This is a genomic window from Streptomyces iranensis, from assembly GCF_017874715.1.
GTDB lineage: Bacteria > Actinomycetota > Actinomycetes > Streptomycetales > Streptomycetaceae > Streptomyces > Streptomyces iranensis.
The window spans coordinates 63,387-84,814 of sequence record NZ_JAGGLR010000007.1 but is presented as its reverse complement, the minus strand read 5'-3'; the positions used below and the strand labels follow the sequence as shown (position 1 = coordinate 84,814).

Sequence of the window (21,428 nt, the reverse complement as noted above, 5' to 3'; positions counted from 1 at the left end):
GTCAACGCCCCATGGACAGGCCGTCCTTCTTGCCGCCCCGGCTGAGCACCGCCTCCTGGATGGTGCTCAGGGCACTGGTGTAACCCGGGTTGCCGGGGCTCTTCCGCAGGGCCCGGGGAAGGTTCACCAGGGTGATCGGGTCGTTGTCCACGGCGTGCGGGATGTACTCCGCCTTCTTCACCTGCCACGCCCTGCCCGGGGCGGAGGGCGGGGTGAAGGTGAAGCGCGCCGCCGAGCCCATCTGGCCCCGCTTGTCGGGCATGACCCCCGCGATCTGGTCGCCCATGCCGTAGACCACCCAGGTGCCGTTGACCTTCTCGTACGCCTGGGGGATATGGGCGTGGGTGCCGATGATCAGGTCGATGTCGCGGCGGCCGCCGTCCTTGGAGGCGGTGAGCTTCTTGGCGAGTGAGAGCTGGAGCTTGTCCGGCGCCTGCTGCCACTCGGTGCCCCAGTGCACGCTGACGACGACCACATCGGCCCCGGCGCGCCGCGCGGCCCGCGCGTCCTTGATGATGCGTGCCGGATCGATGAGGTTGACCAGCCACGGTTTGCCCTTGGGGACCGGGATGCCGTTGGTGCCGTAGGCGTAGGCCAGATGGGCCACCTTGGCGCCACCGGCCTCCATGATCGTGGGACGGACGCTCTCCGCGGCGGAGCGGGCCGACCCGGCGTGCTTGAGCCCGGCCTTGTCCATGGCGTCGAGGGTGCGGACCACTCCCTCCGGACCGGCGTCGAGGGTGTGGTTGGAGGCGGTGGAGCAGGAGTCGTAGCCGATGTCCTTCACGGCCGAGGCGAGCTGCGGAGGCGTCTTGAAGGTCGGATAGCCGGTGAACGGCCCTTGGGTGGCCCCGTAGACGGTCTCCATATGGCAGATGGCCAGGTCGGCCTGGGCGACGATGGGCGCGGCCGCCCGGATCATGCGCCGGAAGTCATAGCTCTCACCGCCCGAGTCCGCTTTCGCCTGCCGGATGACCGAGGCGTGCACCAGCAGATCGCCGGTGGCCACGAGGGTGAAGTTCTTCATGGACCCGCTCCTGGCCACCGCCGAGGTCCTCGAGGGCTTCGCCTCGGCCTTCGGGGCGGCCGGTGTCCCGCTGCCGCACGCGGTGGCGGTGCCGAGCAGGGCGACGGCGAGAAGCGCCGTCCGATGGCGTGGGTGATGGGACACGGTGCACTCCGCACTGGTCCGGGCCATACCGGACCCCTTTTGTTCTGATTGTCGGATTGTCGTATTTATTGCACGACAGCAGCGGGGCTTGCGGAGTGGTGCGGAGCTTCACCGGTTCGGCCGACCGGTTGCACCCGATGGGCCCGGCCAACCCCTGTCCGGAGTCCATCGATGGGACAATGCGCGCCCGCCGCGCGGCGCCACGGCCGGGGCGGCTGTTCGTCGCGTAACTCCCCTGTGAACAAGGGCCGTTAGCGGTGCGAGCGGGGTGCGGAGCTGACACCATGGAGGTGTCGCTCGCGGCATCCGCGGTGGGACCTCGGGGGAGGACGTTCCATGCAGATCGGCCGGCCCAGCATCACCGCCCGCGGCGCGGCCGCGTTCCGCGCGGCCCACCAGGAGCTTGAGGGTGGCCGGGTGTTCTACGACCCGCTGGCGCTCCGTATCCTCGCCGCCGACGCGGACGCCCCCGTCCTCGAGGCGGCCTTCCACCCCGAGCGCGAGGATGTGCGGCTGTCAGTGGCCGCCCGTACGCGGTTCGCCGAGGACGCCGTCGCGGCGGCCGTGGCACGCGGGGCACGGCAGGCGGTGGCACTCGGGGCGGGACTGGACACCTTCGGCTGCCGCAATCCGTACGAGGCGGACGGCCTCAGGGTGTTCGAGGTGGACCATCCCGCCACCCAGGAGTGGAAGCGCGACCGGTTGGCCGCCGCGGAGATCCCCGTACCGCCGTCACTGACCTTCGCGCCGGTGGACTTCGAGCGGCAGAGCCTGGCCGACGGGCTGACGGCGGCGGGCTTCGACCCGGCCCGCCCGGCGTTCTTCGTCTGGCTCGGGGTGGTGCCGTATCTGACGCACACCGCCGTACTGGACACGCTCCGCTTCATCGCGGCACTGCCGGACGGCTCGGGCGTGGTCTTCGACTACGGCGAGCCGCCGGACGCGCTGCCACCGGAGCAACGTGCCGTGCACGAGGCGCGCGCGGCGTGGGCCGCCGAGGCCGGTGAGCCCTTCCTCAGCTTCTTCACCCCGGACGAGCTCGCGGATGAACTGCGCCAGCTGGGCTTCTCCGCGAGGGAGGACATCCGCTACCGCGACCTCACGGCCCGGTACGAGAGCGGCCACCGCACGGCCGGGGGGCACGCGGACCTCGGTGCCCATGTGATTCACGCCTGGACACAGGGCTGAGCGCGGGGAGGCGGGGCTGAGCGCCTGGCTGCGGGACTGGGCCCGGACCGCCGGTGGCGGCGGCCCGGAGCCTCGTCAACGCGCCCTTCGGCGAAGGGAGTTGCGGATCCTATCGGCGGAGGTCACCGGTACGGTGACCCGGCTGCCACCCAGGTCCACCGTCACCTTCGCGCCGGTCGCGTCCTCGAAGTAGAGGAAGTCGGCGTCGGTGCCGCCGAGGACCAGCCCCAGCCGATGGCCCGGCTTGATCTCGTAGTCGCCCGGCAGGGTCTTCCAGGTGATCCGGTAGGACCGGCCGGGGGTGAGTGGCTCGGGGGTGGTGAGCGAGTGGCGGTTCTGGGCGTCCATCCAGCCCCGGGCGATCACCTCGGAGGATTTGCGCGCCGTCACATTGGCGGTCCGCTGGTAGCAGGCGTCGTCCTGGGCGGTGCTCTCCCCGTGGCAGGACTCCTCGTCCAGCCCCCGCAGACCGTCGTGGATCCGGTTCTGGGGTTCGTTGCGGTTCCAGTCGATCCGTTCGTCCTCGCCGTAGTCCACGAGCAGCGCGGTGAGGTTCGACGTCGGTTTGTCGAGCGTGACCCGCAGATCGGCGGTGGGTGTGCCGGAGAGCCGTACCCCGGTGCGCAGCGGCGGGGTGAGGAAGGCCAGCCGGTCAGGGCGGTCCGCCGCCGAGTCGGCGGTGAGATCCGCCTCGCTCAGCTTGGTGTCGGTGAAGGATCCGGTACCGCTCGCGGGGCTCAGGGCCAGCGAGCCGTCGGGCCCTGGATGCAGGGGGACCGAGGAGGTGCCCGCGGGCCAGTCGGCCTGGGTGGTCCAGGTGTCCGGGCCGGTCTGCAGATCGACGCGGGGCTCGTCCATGATTCCGTTCCGGATGCCGTACAGCCAGTGGTCGAACCACCGGTGCACGGTGTCGACCCACTGCGCGCGCCGACCGGGCCAGTCGAACGGATCGGTGTGGCCGTAGCGGCCCAGCCACAGCTTGCGTGGCACCCCGCGCTCGGCCAGCGCACCCCACCAGTTCGCGAGCTGGTCGATACGGATGTTGTAGTCGTTGATGTCATGCGCGGCGAGGACGCTCGCGCGCACCTTGTTCACCTCGGGCGCGGGCCGTGCGATGTAATCGCGCTCACGCCAGTGGGCGTTGTAGTCGCCGGTGGCGTCGTCCTCACCGGCCTGCAACCGCTCGCGCACCGCCTGGCACTTCTGGGGCGGGTCGGTGTCCAGCGCGATGGTCAGATACGAGGCGAAACCGTTCCAGTGCTTGGCGCCGTTGGTGCGGGCGAACTCGTACCAGGAACTGACTCCGGAGATCGGGACGATGGTCTCCAGCCCCTCCACCCCGGTGCCCGCCACCGCGTTGGCCAGCATGCCCTCGTACGAGTGGCCGATCATGCCCACTTTTCCGGTGGACCAGGAGGCCTTCACCTCGCCGCCGTCGGCCGCGTACGCGGTGGCGCGGCCGCCGAGCCAGTCGATGGTGGCCTTGGCGGCCGCCACATCGGCGGCGCCGCCGACCGTCAGACAGCCGTCGGATCTGCCGGTACCGGTCACATCGACATCGACCACGGCGTAGCCGCGCGGTACGAAGTAATTGTCATAGAAGAGAGGGAACTTGGCCGGGTTGCCCTGGGCGTCGTAGGCCTTGCGCTCCGACTCGAAGCCACGGCCCACGGTGTCGTTGTAGGGGCTGGACGACATGATGACCGGCACCTTCAGACCCTGCTGGGTCTCCTTGGGCCGGATGATGTCCACCGCGACCCGGTCCTTGTGGCCATCGCCGTCACTGTCGACCGGCGTTTGGACCATCAGATGCTCACGTACGGCGTCCGCGTAGGAGAACACCGGCTGAGTGCGGCCGTCCACCACCTTGGTGGCGGGGGCGGCGGATGTCCTGGCCGACGCGGGCCCGGCGGGCAGCGCGGCAAGGGCTGTCGACATCGTGAGCGCGGCGATCGCGACCCCGCGCCATCGTGAAGTGCGCATACGGACCTCCTGGCCACGGCCCCCGCCCCGGGACCACCGGCCGGCCGTGGCCGGTCGGCGATCCCGGGGTTCCGGAGCCATGGAGGCTACTCGGCGATTTTCGTACGCATGGTCCAGCGAAAGATCGCTGTGGTGATGTCGGCGGAATCGTTGACGAGTTCGAAGTGCTCGTATCCGTTGCGGTGCTGGATTTTGAGCTTCTTGCTGGTGAGCGTCGACCGCCCGGTCCTGAATGCCCGGGGCAGATCCTCCGGTCCGCCTTCGAGGACGACCTCGATCGGACTGCCCTCGGACAGATAACTGACGTGTTCGCTCAATGTCTCCACCTCCTTACGCGGTCCTCCTCAAGCGGGAACATGCAGTTCCAGTCGGTCATCCGAGGTGAGGATGGCCTGCTGCATGTCCTGCAGGGCCCGGCACGGCTCGAGCCCGAGCTCCTCATTGAGCGTCTTGCGCGCCGATTGATACACATGCAAGGCGTCCGCCCGGCGGCCACATCGGTAGAGCGCCAGCATCAACTGACGGTGCAGTGCCTCCCGCAAGGGATGTTCGGTGGTCAGCTGATACAGATCGCTCACCAGCTCTCGATGACGGCCGAGCATGAGCCGGGAATCCGTCAGCATCTCGACGCATTCCAGCCGGGCTTCCTTCAGCCAGGTCTGAAAGCCTTCGAGGATCGGCCCATGGCATACGTCGTCCAGCAATGGATCGCGCCAGAGATCGAGCGCGTTTTCGAAAGTCGCCGTGGCCTGCTGGTAACGCCGCTCCCGCAGATGGTCCCGCCCCTCGCACACCAGCCGCTCGAAGCAGTGGAAGTCGAGGCGGTCGTGGCCCAGCCGCAGGACATATCCCGGCGGGCGGGTGATAACGGGACTCTCGTTCTGGTCGGGTCGGCGCAGGAACTTACGGATCTGGGAGACATACACATGAAGCCCGGCGACCGCCCGGCGCGGCGGGTCCTCTCCCCAGATCTCCGTGATGAGCTGGTCGATCGGGACCACTTGGTCGGCGCGGACGAGGAGGACGGTCAACAGGACCTCGATCTTCCGCGCCCTGACAGTTAATTTCCTCTCCTCTTCCACTACGCGGAGAGGTCCCATGATCTCATATCGCACGATGTGCCCCATCCGAGTCGCCGACGAGTGCGGTCATGGGACAGTCGGCGTCTTTGCCGGAATTGCCCGCGGGGTTGTCTGTGTGTTCTCTCGATTTCGAGGGCGGTCTGCTTCCGGAGGCGAACGCGTGTGCGGGGCGGGCTCTGGCGGTCCATGCGGATCGTCGACCCATGCCGTCCGGGTGGCGCGCTGGAATTGTCACGTCCCCGGAGTCCGGTGGCCCCGAAGGGGATGGGAAGTGGGCGCTTGCCGAGCCGCTTGCGTGTGGAAAGTGGTCCGACCGCGCCGTACTGGTCGGGGACGGGCGGTGCCGCCGGATCCACTGACGCACGCCGTTCGCGACTGCCATTACTCACCCCTCTTTTGTTGCGGACCTGCCGAGGAATCAGGGGATGGACGAGATCGACGCCTTCGGCAGGTGCCCCACATCGTAAGCGAGTCCTATGACTACCCACCTCACCTAGAATCCGGATATACGCGCCCTCGAGGCGGCGTCCCCGACGGTGCGGAGCGGGTATTCGCAATACGGTCCGGAAGATCGGAGTCCGGATATCCCGCACTTGAGGTGTTGCAGTCCGCGAAGGAGAATACGCGGATCACATCGGCCGGGACAAGCGTATCTTGCGAGATCATGGGCCCCTTGGCGTCACTTTGATGAGGAGCGGAGAATTCCGTCTGCGCGGGACCCATGAAGGGTTCTCGAATAACCGACAGGTTTGCCGTCGATTCAGGGCTTATGGGCCACCACGATGGCGCAGCCGGCGCTGGGCACGGTGGGCAGCGCCGACTTGGCGGCGTCCAGCACCTCCTGCACGCTGACCCCGTGGCGCGCCTCGAACTCCCGGCGACAGCGCAGGATGCCGTCGATCATGCGGTTGGCGGTGTCCTTGGTGTTCTCGGTGACATCGGTCAGCTCATCGAGCACCAGCCCGGCGTCACCGACCAGACCGGGCCAGTCCTCCAGCCGGGTCAGCGAGGTGACCACGGCGGGATCGTCGTCCGGTTGATAACTGCCGTCGCTCGGCGGGGTGACATCCGTGAGCACCACCCGGCCTCCCGGCCGCAGCACACGGGCCATCTCCCGCAGCGCCGTCGGACGGTCCATGTGATTGATCGATTCGAATGCGAGTACGGCGTCGAAAGCCGCGTCGTCGAAAGGCATCGCCATGGCGTCGGCGTATTGGAATGCCACCCGGTCGGACAGCTCGGCCAGCCGGGCGGACTCGGTCGCCTGTTTGACCTGGAGCTCGCTGATCGTGACGCCCAGGACATTGGCGCCGGTGGCGGACGCCAGTCGCATCGCCGGTTTCCCGATGCCACAGCCGACATCCAGCACCCGGTCTCCCGGCCCCACCCGCAGCCGTTCGATCAGCAGATCCGTGAAGCGATCGGTGGCCTCCTGGACCGAACGGATATCGGACGGGCCGTCCCAGTAGCCGAAGTGGAAGTTGTCGTCCCACGCCATCTGCAGAAGCGGGCCCAGCGAGCTGTAGTAGTCCGACACCGTGCCGCCTGGCGGCACGGCCGAGGGAGAGGTCATGGCACTCCTCCTGTGTGCTCGAAAGCTCGAAAGATCGGGTCGGCCCAGGGCACGTAGAGGCTCACCCGCTCAAGCGATCGTCCGGGGTTCCGGTAACGCGTCTCTAAAGTCACCGGCCGTGGCCTATTTGGTCTTGCTTTAGAACCGCGCCCCACGATGGGCCACGTGCTCGCACCGATCATCAATCCGGAGCGGGAGTGCCGCCCATGACCACGAACACGCAGCTGTTCTCCGAGCGCCGTATGGGGTGCGATGGATAGCGACGAGCCCACCCGCACACCTCAGCACGCGGAGCCCATCGCCGTGGTGGGAATGGCCTGCCGCCTGCCGCACGCACCCAGCCCGTCGGCCTTCTGGCGGCTGCTCCGGCAGGGCGGGAACGCCATCACCGCCATGCCGGACGACCGCCGCCGGACCGGCGCCTCCGCTACGGATGGCGCCGCCACCGAGGGCGCCGCCACCGAGGGCGCCGCCACCGAGGGCGCCGCCACCGACGGTCCCGTCAGCGACGGCCCCGACCGGCCGGCGCCGACCTGGTACGGCGGCTTCCTGGACCGCGTCGACACCTTCGACGCCTCCTTCTTCGGCATCTCGCCCCGCGAGGCCACAGCCATGGACCCCCAGCAGCGGCTGATGCTCGAACTCGCCTGGGAGGCGTTCGAGGACGCGGGAATCCGGCCCGGAACGCTGAAGGACAGCCCGACCGGTGTGTTCGTCGGCGCCATCTGGGACGAGTACGCCGCCCTCCTGCGCCGGGACGCCACCGCGGCCACCCGGCACGCCATGACCGGTGTCCACCGCAGCATCATCGCCAACCGGATCTCCTACGGCTACGGTCTGCGCGGCCCCAGCCTCACCGTGGACACCGCACAGTCCTCCTCGCTGGTGGCCGTGCACACCGCCTGCGAGAGTCTGCGCCGCCAGGAGTGCGCCCTGGCCCTGGCCGGGGGCGTCAACCTCATCCTCACCGAGGACAGCATGGCGGCCGCCGCCGCCCAGTTCGGCGGGCTCTCCCCGGACGGGTGCTGCCACACCTTCGACGCCCGCGCCAACGGCTTCGTCCGTGGCGAGGGCGGCGCGGCGGTCCTCCTCAAGCCACTCGCCGCGGCGGTACGCGACGGCGACCCGGTGTACTGCGTCATCCACGCGAGCGCCATCAACAACGACGGCGCCACGGACGGGCTGACGGCCCCCAGCCCGGCGGCCCAGGAGGACGTGGTGCGCACCGCCCACCGGCGGGCCGGAGTCTCACCCGGCGAGGTTCAGTACGTCGAGCTGCACGGCACCGGAACCCCCGTCGGCGACCCCGTCGAGGCGGCGGCGCTCGGCGCCGCGCTCGGGACCGTACGGACGGACGGCACACCACTGCTCGTCGGCTCCGCCAAGACCAACGTGGGCCACCTCGAGGGCGCCGCGGGCATCGTCGGACTGCTCAAGACCGCCCTCGGCATCACCCACCGACTGCTGCCGCCCAGCCTCCACTTCACCACCCCGAACCCGCGGATCCCGCTGGCCGAACTCGGACTGCGGGTCCAGGACCGGCTCAGCGAGTGGCCCCGTCCGGACCGCCCGCTGCTCGCCGGGGTCAGCTCCTTCGGCATGGGCGGCACCAACTGCCACCTCGTCCTGGGCGAAGCACCCGCGTCGGCGCCCGTTCCCGTACCCGTACCCGCGCCCGTTCCTGTACCCGCGCCCGTATCCACGTCCGTAACCGCCGACGCCCCCACGCCCCCGATCGTGGCCTGGCCGATCTCCGCGAAGGCCCCCGCGGCGCTGCGTGCCCAGGCCGGGCGGCTGCGGGACCATATGACCGACCACGACGGCCGCTCCCCGGCCGACATCGGACACTCCCTGGCGACTACTCGGACGGCCTTCGGCCACCGCGCCGTGATCCTCGGCGAGGGCGCCGACGAGCTGCTGAGCGGGCTGGACGCGCTGGCCAACGGCACGGAGGCCGCCGGAGTGGTGCGAGGCAGCGCCACGGACGGCGGTCTCGCCGTCCTCTTCAGCGGCCAGGGCAGCCAGCGGGCGGCCATGGGCCGTGAACTGTACGGCGCCCATCCGGTCTTCGCGGCGGCGCTGGACGAGGTGTGCGACTGTCTGGACGGGCAGTTGGCAGAGCCGTTGCGCGAGGTCATGTTCACCCAACTCCCGTCCCCGCGAGCGGCGTTGCTCGACCGCACCTCGTACACCCAGCCCGCGCTGTTCGCCATCGAGGTGGCCCTCTACCGGCTGGCCGAGTCCTGGGGTCTCACCCCCGGCCATCTGATGGGCCACTCGGTCGGCGAGATCGCCGCGGCCCATGTGGCCGGTGTGCTCACCCTGTCCGACGCCTGCACCCTGGTGGCCGCCCGCGGCCGGTTGATGCAGTCGATCACGGCGACGGGTGCCATGGCCGCCCTCCAGGCCGACCCGGACGAGGCCGCCGGACTGCTCGCCGGATGGGAGGACCGGCTGGACCTCGCCGCCGTCAACGGCCCGTCCTCCGTGGTGATTTCGGGTGACCACGACGCCGTCCACGCGTCCGTCGCCGCGTGGCGCGAGCGTGGCCGCAAGGCCCGGCCGCTGAAGGTCAGCCACGCCTTCCACTCGCCGCACATGGACTCCATGCTCGACGAACTGCGCGCCGTCGCCTCCGGACTGACCTTCTCCGCACCGGCCATCCCCCTCGTCTCCAACGTGACGGGACGGCTCGCCACCGCCTCGGAGCTCGCCGCACCGGACTACTGGGCCCGGCACGCCCGCCACGCGGTGCGCTTCATGGACGGTGTGCACATCCTCCTCGACGCCGGTGTCACCACCTTCCTCGAACTCGGGCCGGACGCCCCGCTCACCGCAATGACCCGCGAATGCCTCGCCGCACGGCCCGGCCCCGCCCCCGGGCGGCCACGCCCGGCCGCCGTGGCGGCGCTGCGCCGCGACCGCCCCGAAGCGCGCACCTTCGCCGCCGCCATGGCCCAGGCGTATGTCCGCGGCGCCGAGGTGGCCTGGGACCGGGCCTGCGGCGGGGACCCCCGGCAGCGCGTCCCCCTGCCGACGTACGCCTTCCAGCGGGCCCGCTACTGGCCCGGCGCCACACCCGGACCCACCGCACGGGGCACTCACACCACCGGGACGGAGGATGCCCCGGACCAGGCAGCGCCCGTAGAAGAGACGGCCGAGCCCGGCGACACGGGGCCGGACCGGGACCCGCTGGAGGTCGTGCGGACCCAAGTGGCCCTCGTCCTCGGACACTCCGAGCCGGACGCCATCGATCCCGGCCTGACCTTCAAGGAACTGGGCTTCGACTCGCTCGCGGCGACCGAACTGAGCGAGCGGCTCGGCGCCGCCACCGGGCTGCCCCTGACCGCCACGCTCACCTTCGACCACCCCACGCCCCTGGCCGTCGCCGACCATCTGCGGGCCCGCACCAGCCCTGCCGCCACCCCGCCCGCGGCAACGGCCCCCGTACCGCGCGACGCCGACGAGCCGATCGCGGTGGTGGCCATGGGCTGCCGCTTCCCCGGCGGCGTCGACTCACCCGAGGCACTGTGGCGGCTGGTGGCCGAGGGCGTCGACGCGATCGGGGAGTTCCCCCGGGACCGCGGCTGGGACCTGGCCGGACTCTTCGACCCCGACCAGGACCGCCCCGGCACCAGCTACGCCCACGAGGGCGGCTTCCTCTACGACGCACCGGAATTCGACGCGGAGTTCTTCGGGATCAGCCCCCGGGAGGCGCTGGCCACCGACCCACAGCAGCGGCTGCTGCTGGAAACCGCGTGGCAGACCTTCGAACGGGCGGGCATCCGCTCCACCACCCTCCAGTCCAGCCCCACCGGGGTGTTCGTCGGAGTGATGCCCCAGGACTACGGCCCCCGGCTGCACGAGGCGCCCAAGGGGCTCGACGGCCATCTGCTGACCGGCGGCACCCCGAGCGTGGTGTCCGGCCGGGTGGCGTTCACCTTCGGCCTGGAAGGGCCCGCGGTGTCGGTCGACACGGCGTGTTCGTCGTCGCTCGTGGCCATCCATCTCGCGGTGCGGGCACTGCGGCAGGGCGAGTGCGCGCTCGCCCTGGCCGGAGGGGTGACGGTGATGGCCGCACCCGGCATGTTCACCGGCTTCTCCCGCCAGCGCGGCCTGGCCCCCGACGGCCGGTGCAAGCCCTTCGCGGCCGCCGCCGACGGCACCGGATGGGGCGAGGGCGTCGGCCTGCTGCTCCTGGAACGGCTGTCCGACGCCCGGCGGAACGGCCACCGGGTATGCGCGGTGATCCGGGGCTCGGCCGTCAACCAGGACGGCGCGTCCAACGGCCTGACCGCGCCCAACGGCCCCTCCCAGCAGCGGGTGATCCGCCAGGCCCTCGCCGACGCCCGGCTGTCCCCGTCCGAGGTGGACGCCGTCGAGGCGCATGGCACCGGAACCACCCTGGGGGACCCGATCGAGGCTCAGGCCCTGCTCGCCACCTACGGGCAGCAGCGGCCCGAAGAACGGCCCCTGTGGCTGGGCTCGCTGAAGTCCAACATCGGCCACACCCAGGCCGCGGCCGGCGTGGCGGGCGTCATCAAGATGGTGATGGCCATGCGGCACGGACTGCTGCCCGCCACCTTGCACATCGACGCGCCCAGCCCCCACGTCAACTGGGACAGCGGTGCGGTACGGCTGCTGACCGAGCCGGTGGAGTGGCTGCGCGACGGACACCCGCGCCGCGCGGGCGTGTCCTCCTTCGGCATCAGTGGCACCAACGCACATCTGATCGTGGAGCAGGCCCCCGAGCCGGAATCCGTCCCCAGCGGTCCGCGGACGGACGAGGACGACCGGCCGGTGCCCTGGGTGCTGTCCGCCCGCAGCGCCGAAGCCCTCCGGGGACAGGCCCGGGAGCTGGCCGCCCACACGGCCGCCGACGACACATTGTCGCCCCGGGACGTGGGCTGGTCACTGATCACCACCCGGACGGCGTTCGACCATCGCGCGGTGGTGGTCGTCGGGGATGGCGACGAACTCACCGCCGCCCTCGAGGCGTTGGCGGCCGACGAGACGCATCCGGGTGTGGTGGGCCCGGGTGCCATCCGCTCCGGCGCGGCAGTGGACACGGGTCCGGTGCTGGTGTTCCCCGGGCAGGGCTCGCAGTGGGCCGGGATGGGCGCCGGACTGCTGGACGCCTCACCGGTGTTCGCCGCCCGCGTGGCGGAGTGCGAACGGGCGCTCGCACCCCACGTCGACTGGTCGCTCACCGATGTCCTGCGGGGAGCCGAAGACGCCGCCGAGCTGAGCCGGGTGGATGTGGTGCAGCCGGTGCTCTGGGCGGCGATGGTGTCCCTGGCCGCCGTATGGGCCGAGTACGGTGTGTGCCCTGCCGCCGTGGTGGGCCACAGCCAGGGTGAGATCGCGGCGGCCGTGGTGGCCGGAGCGCTGTCCCTGGAGGACGGCGCGAAGGTCGTGGCGCTGCGCAGCCGGGCCCTGCGGCGACTCGCCGGGGGCGGGGCCATGGCCTCGCTGGCACTGGGCAATGAGCGGGCCGAGGAGCTGCTGACCGGGCTCGGCGATCGGGCCGCCGCGGTGGTGGTGGCGGTGGTGAACGGGCCCGGGTCCACCGTGGTGTCCGGGCCACCGGAGCAGGTGGCCACTGTGGTGGCCGCGTGTCAGGACGAGGGCGAGCGGGCGCGGATGATCGAGGTGGACTATGCCTCGCACAGCCCCCAGGTCGATGAGATCGCCGACGAACTGACCAGGCTGCTCGGGGGAGTTGACACGGTCGGGACGCCTGGAGCCTCCGGGGTGGTGTTCTACTCCACCGTGACCGGCGGCCGGACCGATGTATCCACCCTGGACGCGGACTACTGGGTGCGGAATCTGCGGGAGCGGGTGCGGTTCGCCGATGCCGTCGAGGCGTTGCTGGCGGCTGGGCATCGGGTGTTCATCGAGTCCAGCACCCATCCCGTTCTCACCATGGCGATGCGGGAGAGCTTCGAGCACGCCGAGATCGGCGCCACCGCGGTGCCCACGCTGCGGCGGGACCACGGAGACCGGGCCCAGCTGACGAAGTCGGTCGCGCAGGCGTTCATCGCCGGGGCCGAGGTGGACTGGTCGGCCGCCTTCCCGGCCGGCCCCACGCCCCGTACGGTCGATCTGCCCACGTACGCCTTCCAGCGCCGACGTTACTGGCTGGACGCCCCCGCCGGGTCCGGCGGGAACCCCGCCGCCCTCGGCCTGGTGGCCGCGGACCATCCGCTGCTGGGCGCCGCGGTGCGACTCGCCGACGGCAGCGGCCATGTGCTGACCGGACGTATCTCCCCGCAGACGCACGGCTGGCTCGCCGGCCATGTGGTGGCGGGCGTGGCCCTGGTGCCCGGAGCCGCGCTGGTGGAGTGGGCCCTGCGGGCGGCCGACGAGGCAGGCTGTGGCGCGGTGGAGGAGCTCGCGCTGCGGCTGCCGCTGGTGGTGCCCGCGACGGGCGGCCGGTGTGTCCAGGTGGTGGTGGGCCCGCCCGCCGACGACGGACGCCGCGACATCGCGATCTACTCCCTCCCCGACGACGGCCTTCGCACGGGTGGCGACACCGACTGGATGTGCCACGCCGTGGGCGTCCTCGGCCCCGCCGTACCGGAAAGCCGGTCGGGGGAGTTGCCCGGGACCTGGCCGCCGCCCGGAGCGCGGCCGGTCGACACCGACGGGTTCTACGAACGGATCGCCACATCCGGATACGCCTACGGAGCCGCCTTCCGGGGGCTGCGCGCGGTGTGGCGGGACGGCGCGGATCTGCTGGCCGATGTGGAGCTGCCCAAGGCCGCGGGAGAGCCCGATGGGTTCGGGATTCACCCCGCCCTGCTGGACGCGGTGCTGCATCCGACGCTGCTGATGGACGCGATGGACGCGATGGACGCGATGGACCGGACGGCCCGGACCCAGGGGGAGGAGGACCAGGGCAGGATGTGGCTGCCGTTCACCATCAGCGGTGTGTCCCTGTGGGCGGCCGAGCCCACCGCCGTACGCGTCCGACTCACCCCCCGTCCGCGGACCGCCGAGGCCGAGGGCGAGGCCGAGGCCGAGCGTGAACTGCGGGTCGTCGTCGCGGACGCCGTGGGCGCCCCGGTGCTGACGATCGACGCGCTGGTGCTGCGCCACGCCGACGCCGATCAGCTGCGGTCCCTGAACACCGGCCGAGTGGCGATGGCGAGTGAGAGTGCCGGTGGCGGAAGCGTACGGCGGCGCGCCGCCGCCGCGGCCGCCGCCGGAGCGTCGTCCGTCGACTGGGCCGCCCGGCTGGCCCGGCTGTCGGCCGTGGAGCGGTATCGAACCCTCCTCGGCCTGGTGCGCGACCACGCCGCCACCGTGCTGGGACACACCGATGCCGAGGCGGTGCACGCCGACGCCAGCTTCAAGGAGCTGGGCTTCGAGTCCCTGACCGCCGTCGAACTGCGCGATCGCCTCGCGGCCGCCACGGGTCTGCGGCTGCCCGCGGCCCTGATCTTCAGACATCCGACCCCGGAAGGCATCGCCCACCATCTTGTGCGACGGCTGACCTCCGACGGTACCGACACCGCCCCCACCGCGATCGTCCCTCCGAGCACGCAATTGCCACGGCAGCCGACGGATGAAATGAGCGCGGCCCAAAGGCTGGAGTCCGCCTCCGCGGATCAGGTCCTTGAGTTTATTGACAACGAGCTTGGTGTGTCCTGAATGTGCCGGGCGCGACGATCGCTGAAGGCCGGGTGACCCTCATGGCGAACGAAGAGAAGCTGGTCGAGTATCTCAAGCGCGTTTCCGCGGATCTGCACGATACGCGTCTGCGCTTGCGCGAGGTGGAGGAGCGTTCCCACGAGCCGGTGGCCGTGGTCGGCATGGCCTGCCGCTTTCCCGGCGGGGTCACCTCCCCGGAGGAGCTGTGGGAACTGCTCGTCTCCGGTGTCGACGCGATCGGGGACTTCCCGACGGACCGTGGCTGGGACCTGGAGAACCTCTACCACCCCGATCCGGAGCACTACGGCACCAGCTGTGTCCGCCAGGGCGGATTCGTCGAGGCGGACCGGTTCGACGCGGCGTTCTTCGGCATCAGCCCCAGGGAAGCGCTCGCCATGGATCCGCAGCAGCGGCTGGTGCTGGAGATGGCGTGGGAATCCCTGGAGCGGGCCGGTATCGATCCGGTGTCGCTGAAGGGGACCCGCACCGGTGTCTACGCCGGTGTGTCCAGCCAGGACTATCTGTCCAGGGCCCCGCGCATCCCCGAGGGATTCGAGGGCTACGCCACCACGGGCGGACTCACCAGTGTGATCTCGGGCCGGGTGGCCTACACCTTCGGTCTGGAGGGGCCGGCGGTGACGGTGGACACCGCATGCTCGGCCTCGCTCGTGGCCATGCATCTGGCGGTGCAGGCACTGCGGCAGGGGGAGTGCACCCTGGCCCTGGCGGGCGGTGTCACCTCGCTCGCCACCCCCATCATGTTCACCGAGTTCTCCCGGCAGCGCGCACTGGCCCCGGACGGCCGGTGCAAGTCCTTCGCCGCCGACGCGGACGGCACCGGCTTCTCCGAAGGCGTCGGGCTGGTGGTGCTGGAGCGGCTGTCGGAGGCGCGTCGCAACGGCCATCGGGTACTGGCGGTGCTCCGGGGCTCGGCCATCAACCAGGACGGTGCCAGCAACGGCCTCACCGCGCCCAACGACGTGGCCCAGGAACGCGTCATCGGCCAGGCGTTGGCCAACGCCCGCCTGGGGCCGGGCGACGTGGACGCCCTCGAGGCACACGGCACCGGCACCAAACTCGGCGACCCGATCGAGGCCGAGGCCCTGATCGCCACGTACGGCCAGAACCGCCCCGCCGACCGGCCACTGCTGTTGGGCTCGCTGAAGTCCAACATCGGCCATACGCATGCGGCGGCCGGTGTGGCGGGCGTGATCAAGATGGTGATGGCACTCCGACACTCCGGACTGCCCGCGAACCTGCATCTGGACCAGCCGACCCCGCATGTGGACTGGGAGGACAGCGGGCTGCGGCTGCTGACCGAGCCGGTGGAGTGGCCCCACCTGGAGCGGCCCCGCCGAGCGGCGGTGTCGTCGTTCGGCATCTCGGGGACGAACGCCCATCTGATCCTGGAGCAGGCTCCTGAGGAGGATGCGCCGAAGGGTCCGGTCTCCTTGGACGTGGGCACGGTTCCGTGGGTGGTGTCGGGGCGGAGTGTGGAGGCGTTGCGGGGGCAGGCTGGGGCGTTGGTTGAGTGGGTGGGGGGTGCGTCCGAGCTTTCGTCGGTTGATGTGGGGTGGTCGTTGGTTGCGGCGCGGTCGGTGTTTGAGTATCGGGCGGTGGTGGTGGGTGATGACCGCGCGGAGTTGTTGGCCGCCGTGGGGGCGTTGGCGGGGGGTGTGTCGCATCCGGGGGTGGTGCGGTCGGGTGCGGCGGCGTTGACGGGAGACGTAGGCCCGGTGCTGGTCTTTCCGGGTCAGGGTTCGCAGTGGGTGGGGATGGGTGCCGAGCTGTTGGAAGTGTCGTCGGTGTTTGCGGCGCGGGTGGCGGAGTGTGAGGGGGCGTTGGCGCCGTATGTGGATTGGTCGCTTGTGGATGTGTTGCGTGGTGTGGGGGGCGTGGCGGATTTGGGGCGGGTGGATGTGGTCCAGCCGGTGTTGTGGGCGGTGATGGTGTCGTTGGCTGCGGTGTGGGCGGGGTATGGGGTGTGTCCGGTGGCGGTGGTGGGTCATAGCCAGGGTGAGATCGCGGCGGCTGTTGTCGCGGGGGTGCTGTCCCTGGAGGATGGCGCCAGGGTCGTGGCGTTGCGGAGCAAGGCGTTGCGGCGGTTGGCTGGTGGTGGGGCGATGGCGTCGCTCGGTGTGGGTCAGGAGCGGGCGGGGCAGCTGCTGTCCGAGCTGGGCGATCAGGCTGCTGGTGTGGGTGTGGCGGCATCCAACGGACCGTCCTCGATGGTGGTTTCGGGTCCGCCGGGGCAGGTTGCCGCTGTCGTAGCCGCGTGTCAGGAGGCGGGGGAGCGGGCGCGGCTGATCGAGGTGGATTATGCCTCGCACGGCCCTCAGGTGGATGAGATCCGCGAGGAGTTGAACGAAATCCTGGCCGGTGTCCACCCCGCCGTCGGTGGCGCGGATGAGGTGGCGTTCTATTCGACGGTGACCGGTGGCCGGGTCGAGGCGTCCGTTCTGGACGCGGACTATTGGGTGCGGAATCTGCGGGAGCGGGTGCGGTTTGCCGATGCCGTCGAGGCGTTGTTGGCGGACGGGCATCGGGTGTTTATCGAGGCCAGTACCCATCCCGTGTTGCTCCTGGGGATGCAGGAGACGTTCGAGCAGGCGGGTGTGGACGCGGTGGCTGTACCGACCCTGCGTCGCGATCACGGTGGTCAGGCTCAGCTCCTTGACTCCCTCGGTCAGGCGTTCATCGCCGGGGTCGACGTCGACTGGAAGGCGGCGTTCCCGGCCGACCCCACCCCTCGTACCGTGGACCTGCCCACGTACGCCTTCCAGCACCAGCGCTATTGGCTCGACGGCCTCAGTGGCCGGGGTGCCGATCCGACCGACCTCGGTCTGGTCGCCGCGGGCCATCCGCTGCTGAGCGCCGCCGTGGACCTCGCCGACGGCCAGGGCCATCTGCTGACGGGACGGCTCTCGGCGCAGTCCCATGGCTGGCTCGCCGACCATGTGGTGGCGGGCGCGGCCCTGGTGCCCGGGACGGCCCTGGTCGAGTGGGCGTTACGGGCCGCCGACGAGGTCGGCTGCGGTGGCGTGGAGGAGCTGGCGCTCCAGGTACCGCTGGTGTTGCCGTCCAGCGGCGGTGTGCGTCTGCAAGTGGTCGTCGGCAGGCCGGGCGCCGATGGCCGACGTGATGTGCGGATGTACTCGCGCCCCGACGACGGAGCCGATACGGCGGCCGGGTGGGTGTGCCATGCGGAGGGCGTGCTGAGCCCGCCCTCCGACGGTTCCACGCCAGAGGAGGAGTTGGGCGGGGCATGGCCACCGGCGGCTGCGAAGCCGATCGATCCCGTGGACTTCTACGCACACATCGCGGCGTCGGGGTACGCGTACGGCCCCGCCTTCCAGGGGCTGCGCGCCGTATGGCGGGACGGCGCCGACCTGCTGGCCGAGGTGGCGCTGCCCGAGGCCGCGGGGGAGCGGACGGGGTTCGGCATCCACCCGGCGCTGCTCGACGCCGCCCTGCATCCCGTTCTGCTGACCGATGGCTCGCCGAGCGACGCCGAGTCGGCCGGTGGCCGGGTGTGGCTGCCGTTCACCTGGAACGGGGTGTCGCTGTGGGCGGCCGGGGCGAGCACGGTACGGGTGCGGATCTCTCCGTACGAGCCGAGCGCGGAGCGGGAACGTACGCTGCGGGTGACCGTGGCGGACGCCCTGGGCGCCCCGGTGCTGAGCGCCGACGCGGTGGTGCTGCGGTCCGCCGACGACGTCGAGCAGCTCCGTACGGCCCAACGGCCGGGCGTGGACGGGCTGTTCGTCATGGACTGGGCCCCCCTGCCGGTTCCCGCGCCGCCCAACGGCGACGGGCGGTCCGCGGATCACCCGGCCGATGACGCCGACTGGGTGATCCTGGGGCCCGGGGACCGGGCTCCGGCCGGGTCCGCCGCCGTATGCCATCCGGATCCGCAGGCGTTGCTCAGCGCGCTCGACGCCGGTGCCCCCGCCCCCGCCGTCGTCCTTGCCCTGGAGCCCGCCGAGGCGGTCCATGCCCGGGATGGCGGGATGGCGGCCGATGGGCTGGCCTCGGCGGAGCGGATCCTGGAGCTGTTGCAGAGCTGGCTGGCCGAGCCGCGTCTGGCCGAGGCCCGGTTGGTGGTGGTGACGCGTGGCGCCGTCGCGACCGGCGATCCGGTTGGCGTTGACCCCATGGCCGCGGGCGTGGACGTGGCGGGCGCCGCGGTCTGGGGTCTGGTGCGCAGCGCGCAGGCCGAGAACCCGGGTCGTTTCCTGTTGCTCGATCTCGACCCTCACGCCGAGGTGTCCGCCGACCTTGTGACCGGCGCCGTGGCGCGCGCCATCGAGATGGACGAGTCGCAGCTGGCCCTGCGCGCGGGGCGGGCGCTGATGCCCCGGCTGGTGCGCGCCGCGTCGAGCGCGGGCCTGGCGGCCCCGGTGGGGCAGCCCGCGTGGCGGCTCGGGTTCGAAGGCGCCGGGACGGTGGACGGCGTACGGCCGGTGGCGTGCCCGGAGGTGCTGGAGCCTCTGCGGAAGGGCCAGGTGCGCATCGATGTCCACGCGGCGGGTGTCAACTTCCGCGATGCGCTGATGGTGTTGGGGATGTATCCCGGCGACGCGGTGTTCGGTGGCAGCGAGGGCGCCGGTGTGGTGCGGGAGGTCGGCCCCGGCGTGGCCGGACTCGCCGTGGGCGACCGGGTGATGGGCCTGTTCGAGGGTGCGTTCGGCCCGCTGGCCGTGGCGGACGCCCGTACGGTCGTACCGATCCCCGAAGGCTGGACCTTCCGGCAGGCGGCCGCGGCCCCCGTCGTGTTCCTCACCGCCTGGTACGGGCTCGTGGGGCTGGGCGGTCTCCAGGCGGGTGAACGCGTACTGATCCATGCGGCGACCGGTGGTGTGGGGACGGCCGCGGTGCGGATCGCCCGGCATCTCGGCGCGGAGGTCTACGCGACGGCGAGCCCGGCGAAGCATGGGGTGCTGGAGGAGATGGGCATCGATGCGGCCCACCGGGCCTCGTCGCGCGATCTGGACTTCGAAGAGGCGCTTCGGGAGGCCACCGGTGGCCGTGGCGTCGATGTGGTGCTCAACAGCCTCGCCGGGGAGTTCGTGGACGCCTCGCTCCGCCTCCTCCGCGAGGGCGGGCGGTTGCTGGAGATGGGCAAGACCGACATCCGCGACCCGGAGTGGATCGGGCCCGAGCACCCCGGTGTCCGCTACCACGCGTACGACCTGATCGCCGACGCCGGTCCGGACCGAATCGGCGAAATGCTGCGAGAACTGGGCGAGTTGTTCGCCTCCGGTGTGCTGGAGCCGCCTCCGGTACGGGCGTGGCCGCTCAGCCGGGCGCGTGAGGCCCTGCGGTGTCTCAGCCAGGCCAAGCACACCGGCAAGCTGGTCCTGGACGTCCCCGCCCCGGTGGACCCGGACGGCACCGTGCTCATCACCGGCGGCACCGGCACCCTCGGCGCACGCGTCGCCGAGCACCTCGTCCGTAGCCGGAACGTCCGCCATCTGCTGCTGGTGAGCCGCAGTGGCCTCGACGCGGCCGGGGCGAAGGAGCTGGTGACCCGGCTCGCCGACCTGGGTGCCGACGTACGCATCGCCGCCTGCGACATCGGCGACGCCACCCAGGTGGCGGAAGTCCTCGCGGACATCGACCCGGCGCATCCGCTGACCGGTGTCGTACACGCGGCGGGGGCGCTGGACGACGCGATGCTTCCCTCGCAGGACCCGAAGCGGCTGGCGCGGGCCTGGGCGGCGAAGGCCGCGGCGGCGGCCCATCTGCACACCGCCACCGCGCATCTGCGGCTGGGCATGTTCGTCCTGTTCTCCTCCTTCGCCTCCGATCTCGGTACGCCCGGCCAGGCCAACTACGCCGCGGCCAACGCCTTTTGTGACGCCCTGGCCACCCGCCGCCAGGCGGCCGGGCTTCCCGGGCTGTCGGTGGCCTGGGGACTCTGGGCGGCCACCAGCGGCCTGACCGCACGACTGGCCGACGCCGATCTCGCCCGGATGGCCCGCCTGGGCATCAAGGCCAACAGCACCGAGGAGGGGCTGGCGCTGCTGGACGCGGCCTGCCACCACGGCCATCCGCATCTGCTGGCGCTCCACCTGGACACCGGCTCCCTCGCCGCTCAGCCCCCCGGCACCCTCCCCACCCCCCTGAGGGCCCTCGCCACCGTCGGCGGCAGCGGACGGGCCCGGCCCACGGCGGCCGCCGGTGGACTGAACACCGACTGGGCTGGCCGGCTCAGGGGACTGCCGCCCACCGAACAGCACCGGCTGCTGCTCAACCTGGTGCGCACCCAGGCGGCCACGGTCCTCGGCCATGCCGATCCGGGTGTGGTGCAGCCGGACGCGTCGTTCAAGGACCTCGGCTTCGACTCGCTGACCGCCGTGGAACTGCGCAACCGGCTGGCCGCGGCCACCGGACTGCGGCTGCCCGCGGCGCTCGTCTTCGACCACCCGGCGGCGGCGGTGCTGGCCGAGTATCTGCGCCGGGAGCTCTCCCCGGACGGTGCGCCGGGTGACCCGGGCTCAGACGTAGCCCAGCCCCACCCCGTCCTCAATGAGCTGGTCAGGCTGGAGAACAGCCTGTCGGCCGCCGGCGTCGAGGACGTGGACTCCGGGGCGGTCACCGCCCGGCTGGAGACCTTGCTGTCCAAGTGGAAGGCGATGTGCTCGTCGGCGCAGGCGGACGACGGCAATGCCGTGGAGCGGTTGCAGGTGGCGACCGCCGATCAGGTTCTGGAATTCATCGACAACGAACTTGGCCTGTCATGAACAACGTGGCGCGCCCTTCGCTGAAGGCC

9 protein-coding genes are annotated in these 21,428 nt (G+C 71.4%); 4 read left to right on the top strand and 5 right to left on the bottom strand.

From position 1 onward, the window contains the following. Position 1: 1 nt before the first annotated feature. The gene (locus J2Z30_RS14050) at positions 2 to 1,027 is read right to left on the bottom strand and encodes a CapA family protein (RefSeq protein WP_245387988.1); all 1,026 of its coding nucleotides are present in this window, start codon (positions 1,025 to 1,027) and stop codon (positions 2 to 4) included. Here J2Z30_RS14050 and J2Z30_RS49525 point away from each other — a divergent pair. Both J2Z30_RS49525 and J2Z30_RS14045 read left to right on the top strand, forming a co-directional pair. Next, positions 1,026 to 1,163 carry a hypothetical protein gene (locus tag J2Z30_RS49525; protein ID WP_245387987.1) on the top strand — a complete coding sequence of 46 codons (138 nt, stop codon included), beginning with the start codon at positions 1,026 to 1,028 and terminating at the stop codon, positions 1,161 to 1,163. The genes J2Z30_RS14050 and J2Z30_RS49525 overlap by 2 nt on opposite strands. Before the next feature lie 344 nt (positions 1,164 to 1,507). Then, positions 1,508 to 2,359 carry a class I SAM-dependent methyltransferase gene (locus J2Z30_RS14045; protein WP_044567799.1) on the top strand — a complete coding sequence of 284 codons (852 nt, stop codon included), beginning with the start codon at positions 1,508 to 1,510 and terminating at the stop codon, positions 2,357 to 2,359. A gap of 75 nt (positions 2,360 to 2,434) precedes the next feature. Here the strand turns inward: J2Z30_RS14045 and J2Z30_RS14040 are convergent, their stop codons facing one another. The 4 genes from J2Z30_RS14040 to J2Z30_RS14025 all read right to left on the bottom strand — a co-directional run bounded on the left by J2Z30_RS14040 (position 2,435) and on the right by J2Z30_RS14025 (position 6,997). Beyond that, positions 2,435 to 4,342, bottom strand: a complete 1,908-nt coding sequence (locus tag J2Z30_RS14040; RefSeq protein ID WP_044567798.1) for a Xaa-Pro dipeptidyl-peptidase — start codon at positions 4,340 to 4,342, stop codon at positions 2,435 to 2,437. 86 nt (positions 4,343 to 4,428) lie between these two features. Beyond that, entirely contained in the window at positions 4,429 to 4,668 is a 240-nt protein-coding gene (locus J2Z30_RS14035; protein WP_308279930.1) for a DUF5988 family protein, read from the bottom strand. Positions 4,669 to 4,686: 18 nt separating this feature from the next. Next, the gene (locus J2Z30_RS14030; protein WP_044580889.1) at positions 4,687 to 5,457 is read right to left on the bottom strand and encodes an AfsR/SARP family transcriptional regulator; all 771 of its coding nucleotides are present in this window, start codon (positions 5,455 to 5,457) and stop codon (positions 4,687 to 4,689) included. Between the two features lie 727 nt (positions 5,458 to 6,184). Beyond that, positions 6,185 to 6,997, bottom strand: a complete 813-nt coding sequence (locus tag J2Z30_RS14025; RefSeq protein WP_044567796.1) for an SAM-dependent methyltransferase — start codon at positions 6,995 to 6,997, stop codon at positions 6,185 to 6,187. A gap of 252 nt (positions 6,998 to 7,249) precedes the next feature. Between J2Z30_RS14025 and J2Z30_RS14020 the strand changes: the two genes are divergently transcribed. Further along, positions 7,250 to 14,653, top strand: coding sequence for a type I polyketide synthase (locus J2Z30_RS14020; protein ID WP_044567794.1), 7,404 nt, complete (start codon positions 7,250 to 7,252; stop codon positions 14,651 to 14,653). Positions 14,654 to 14,694: 41 nt separating this feature from the next. Continuing rightward, on the top strand, positions 14,695 to 21,399 hold the full coding sequence (locus J2Z30_RS14015) for a type I polyketide synthase (RefSeq protein WP_044580887.1): 6,705 nt from the start codon (positions 14,695 to 14,697) through the stop codon (positions 21,397 to 21,399). The last annotated feature ends 29 nt before the right edge of the window (positions 21,400 to 21,428 follow it).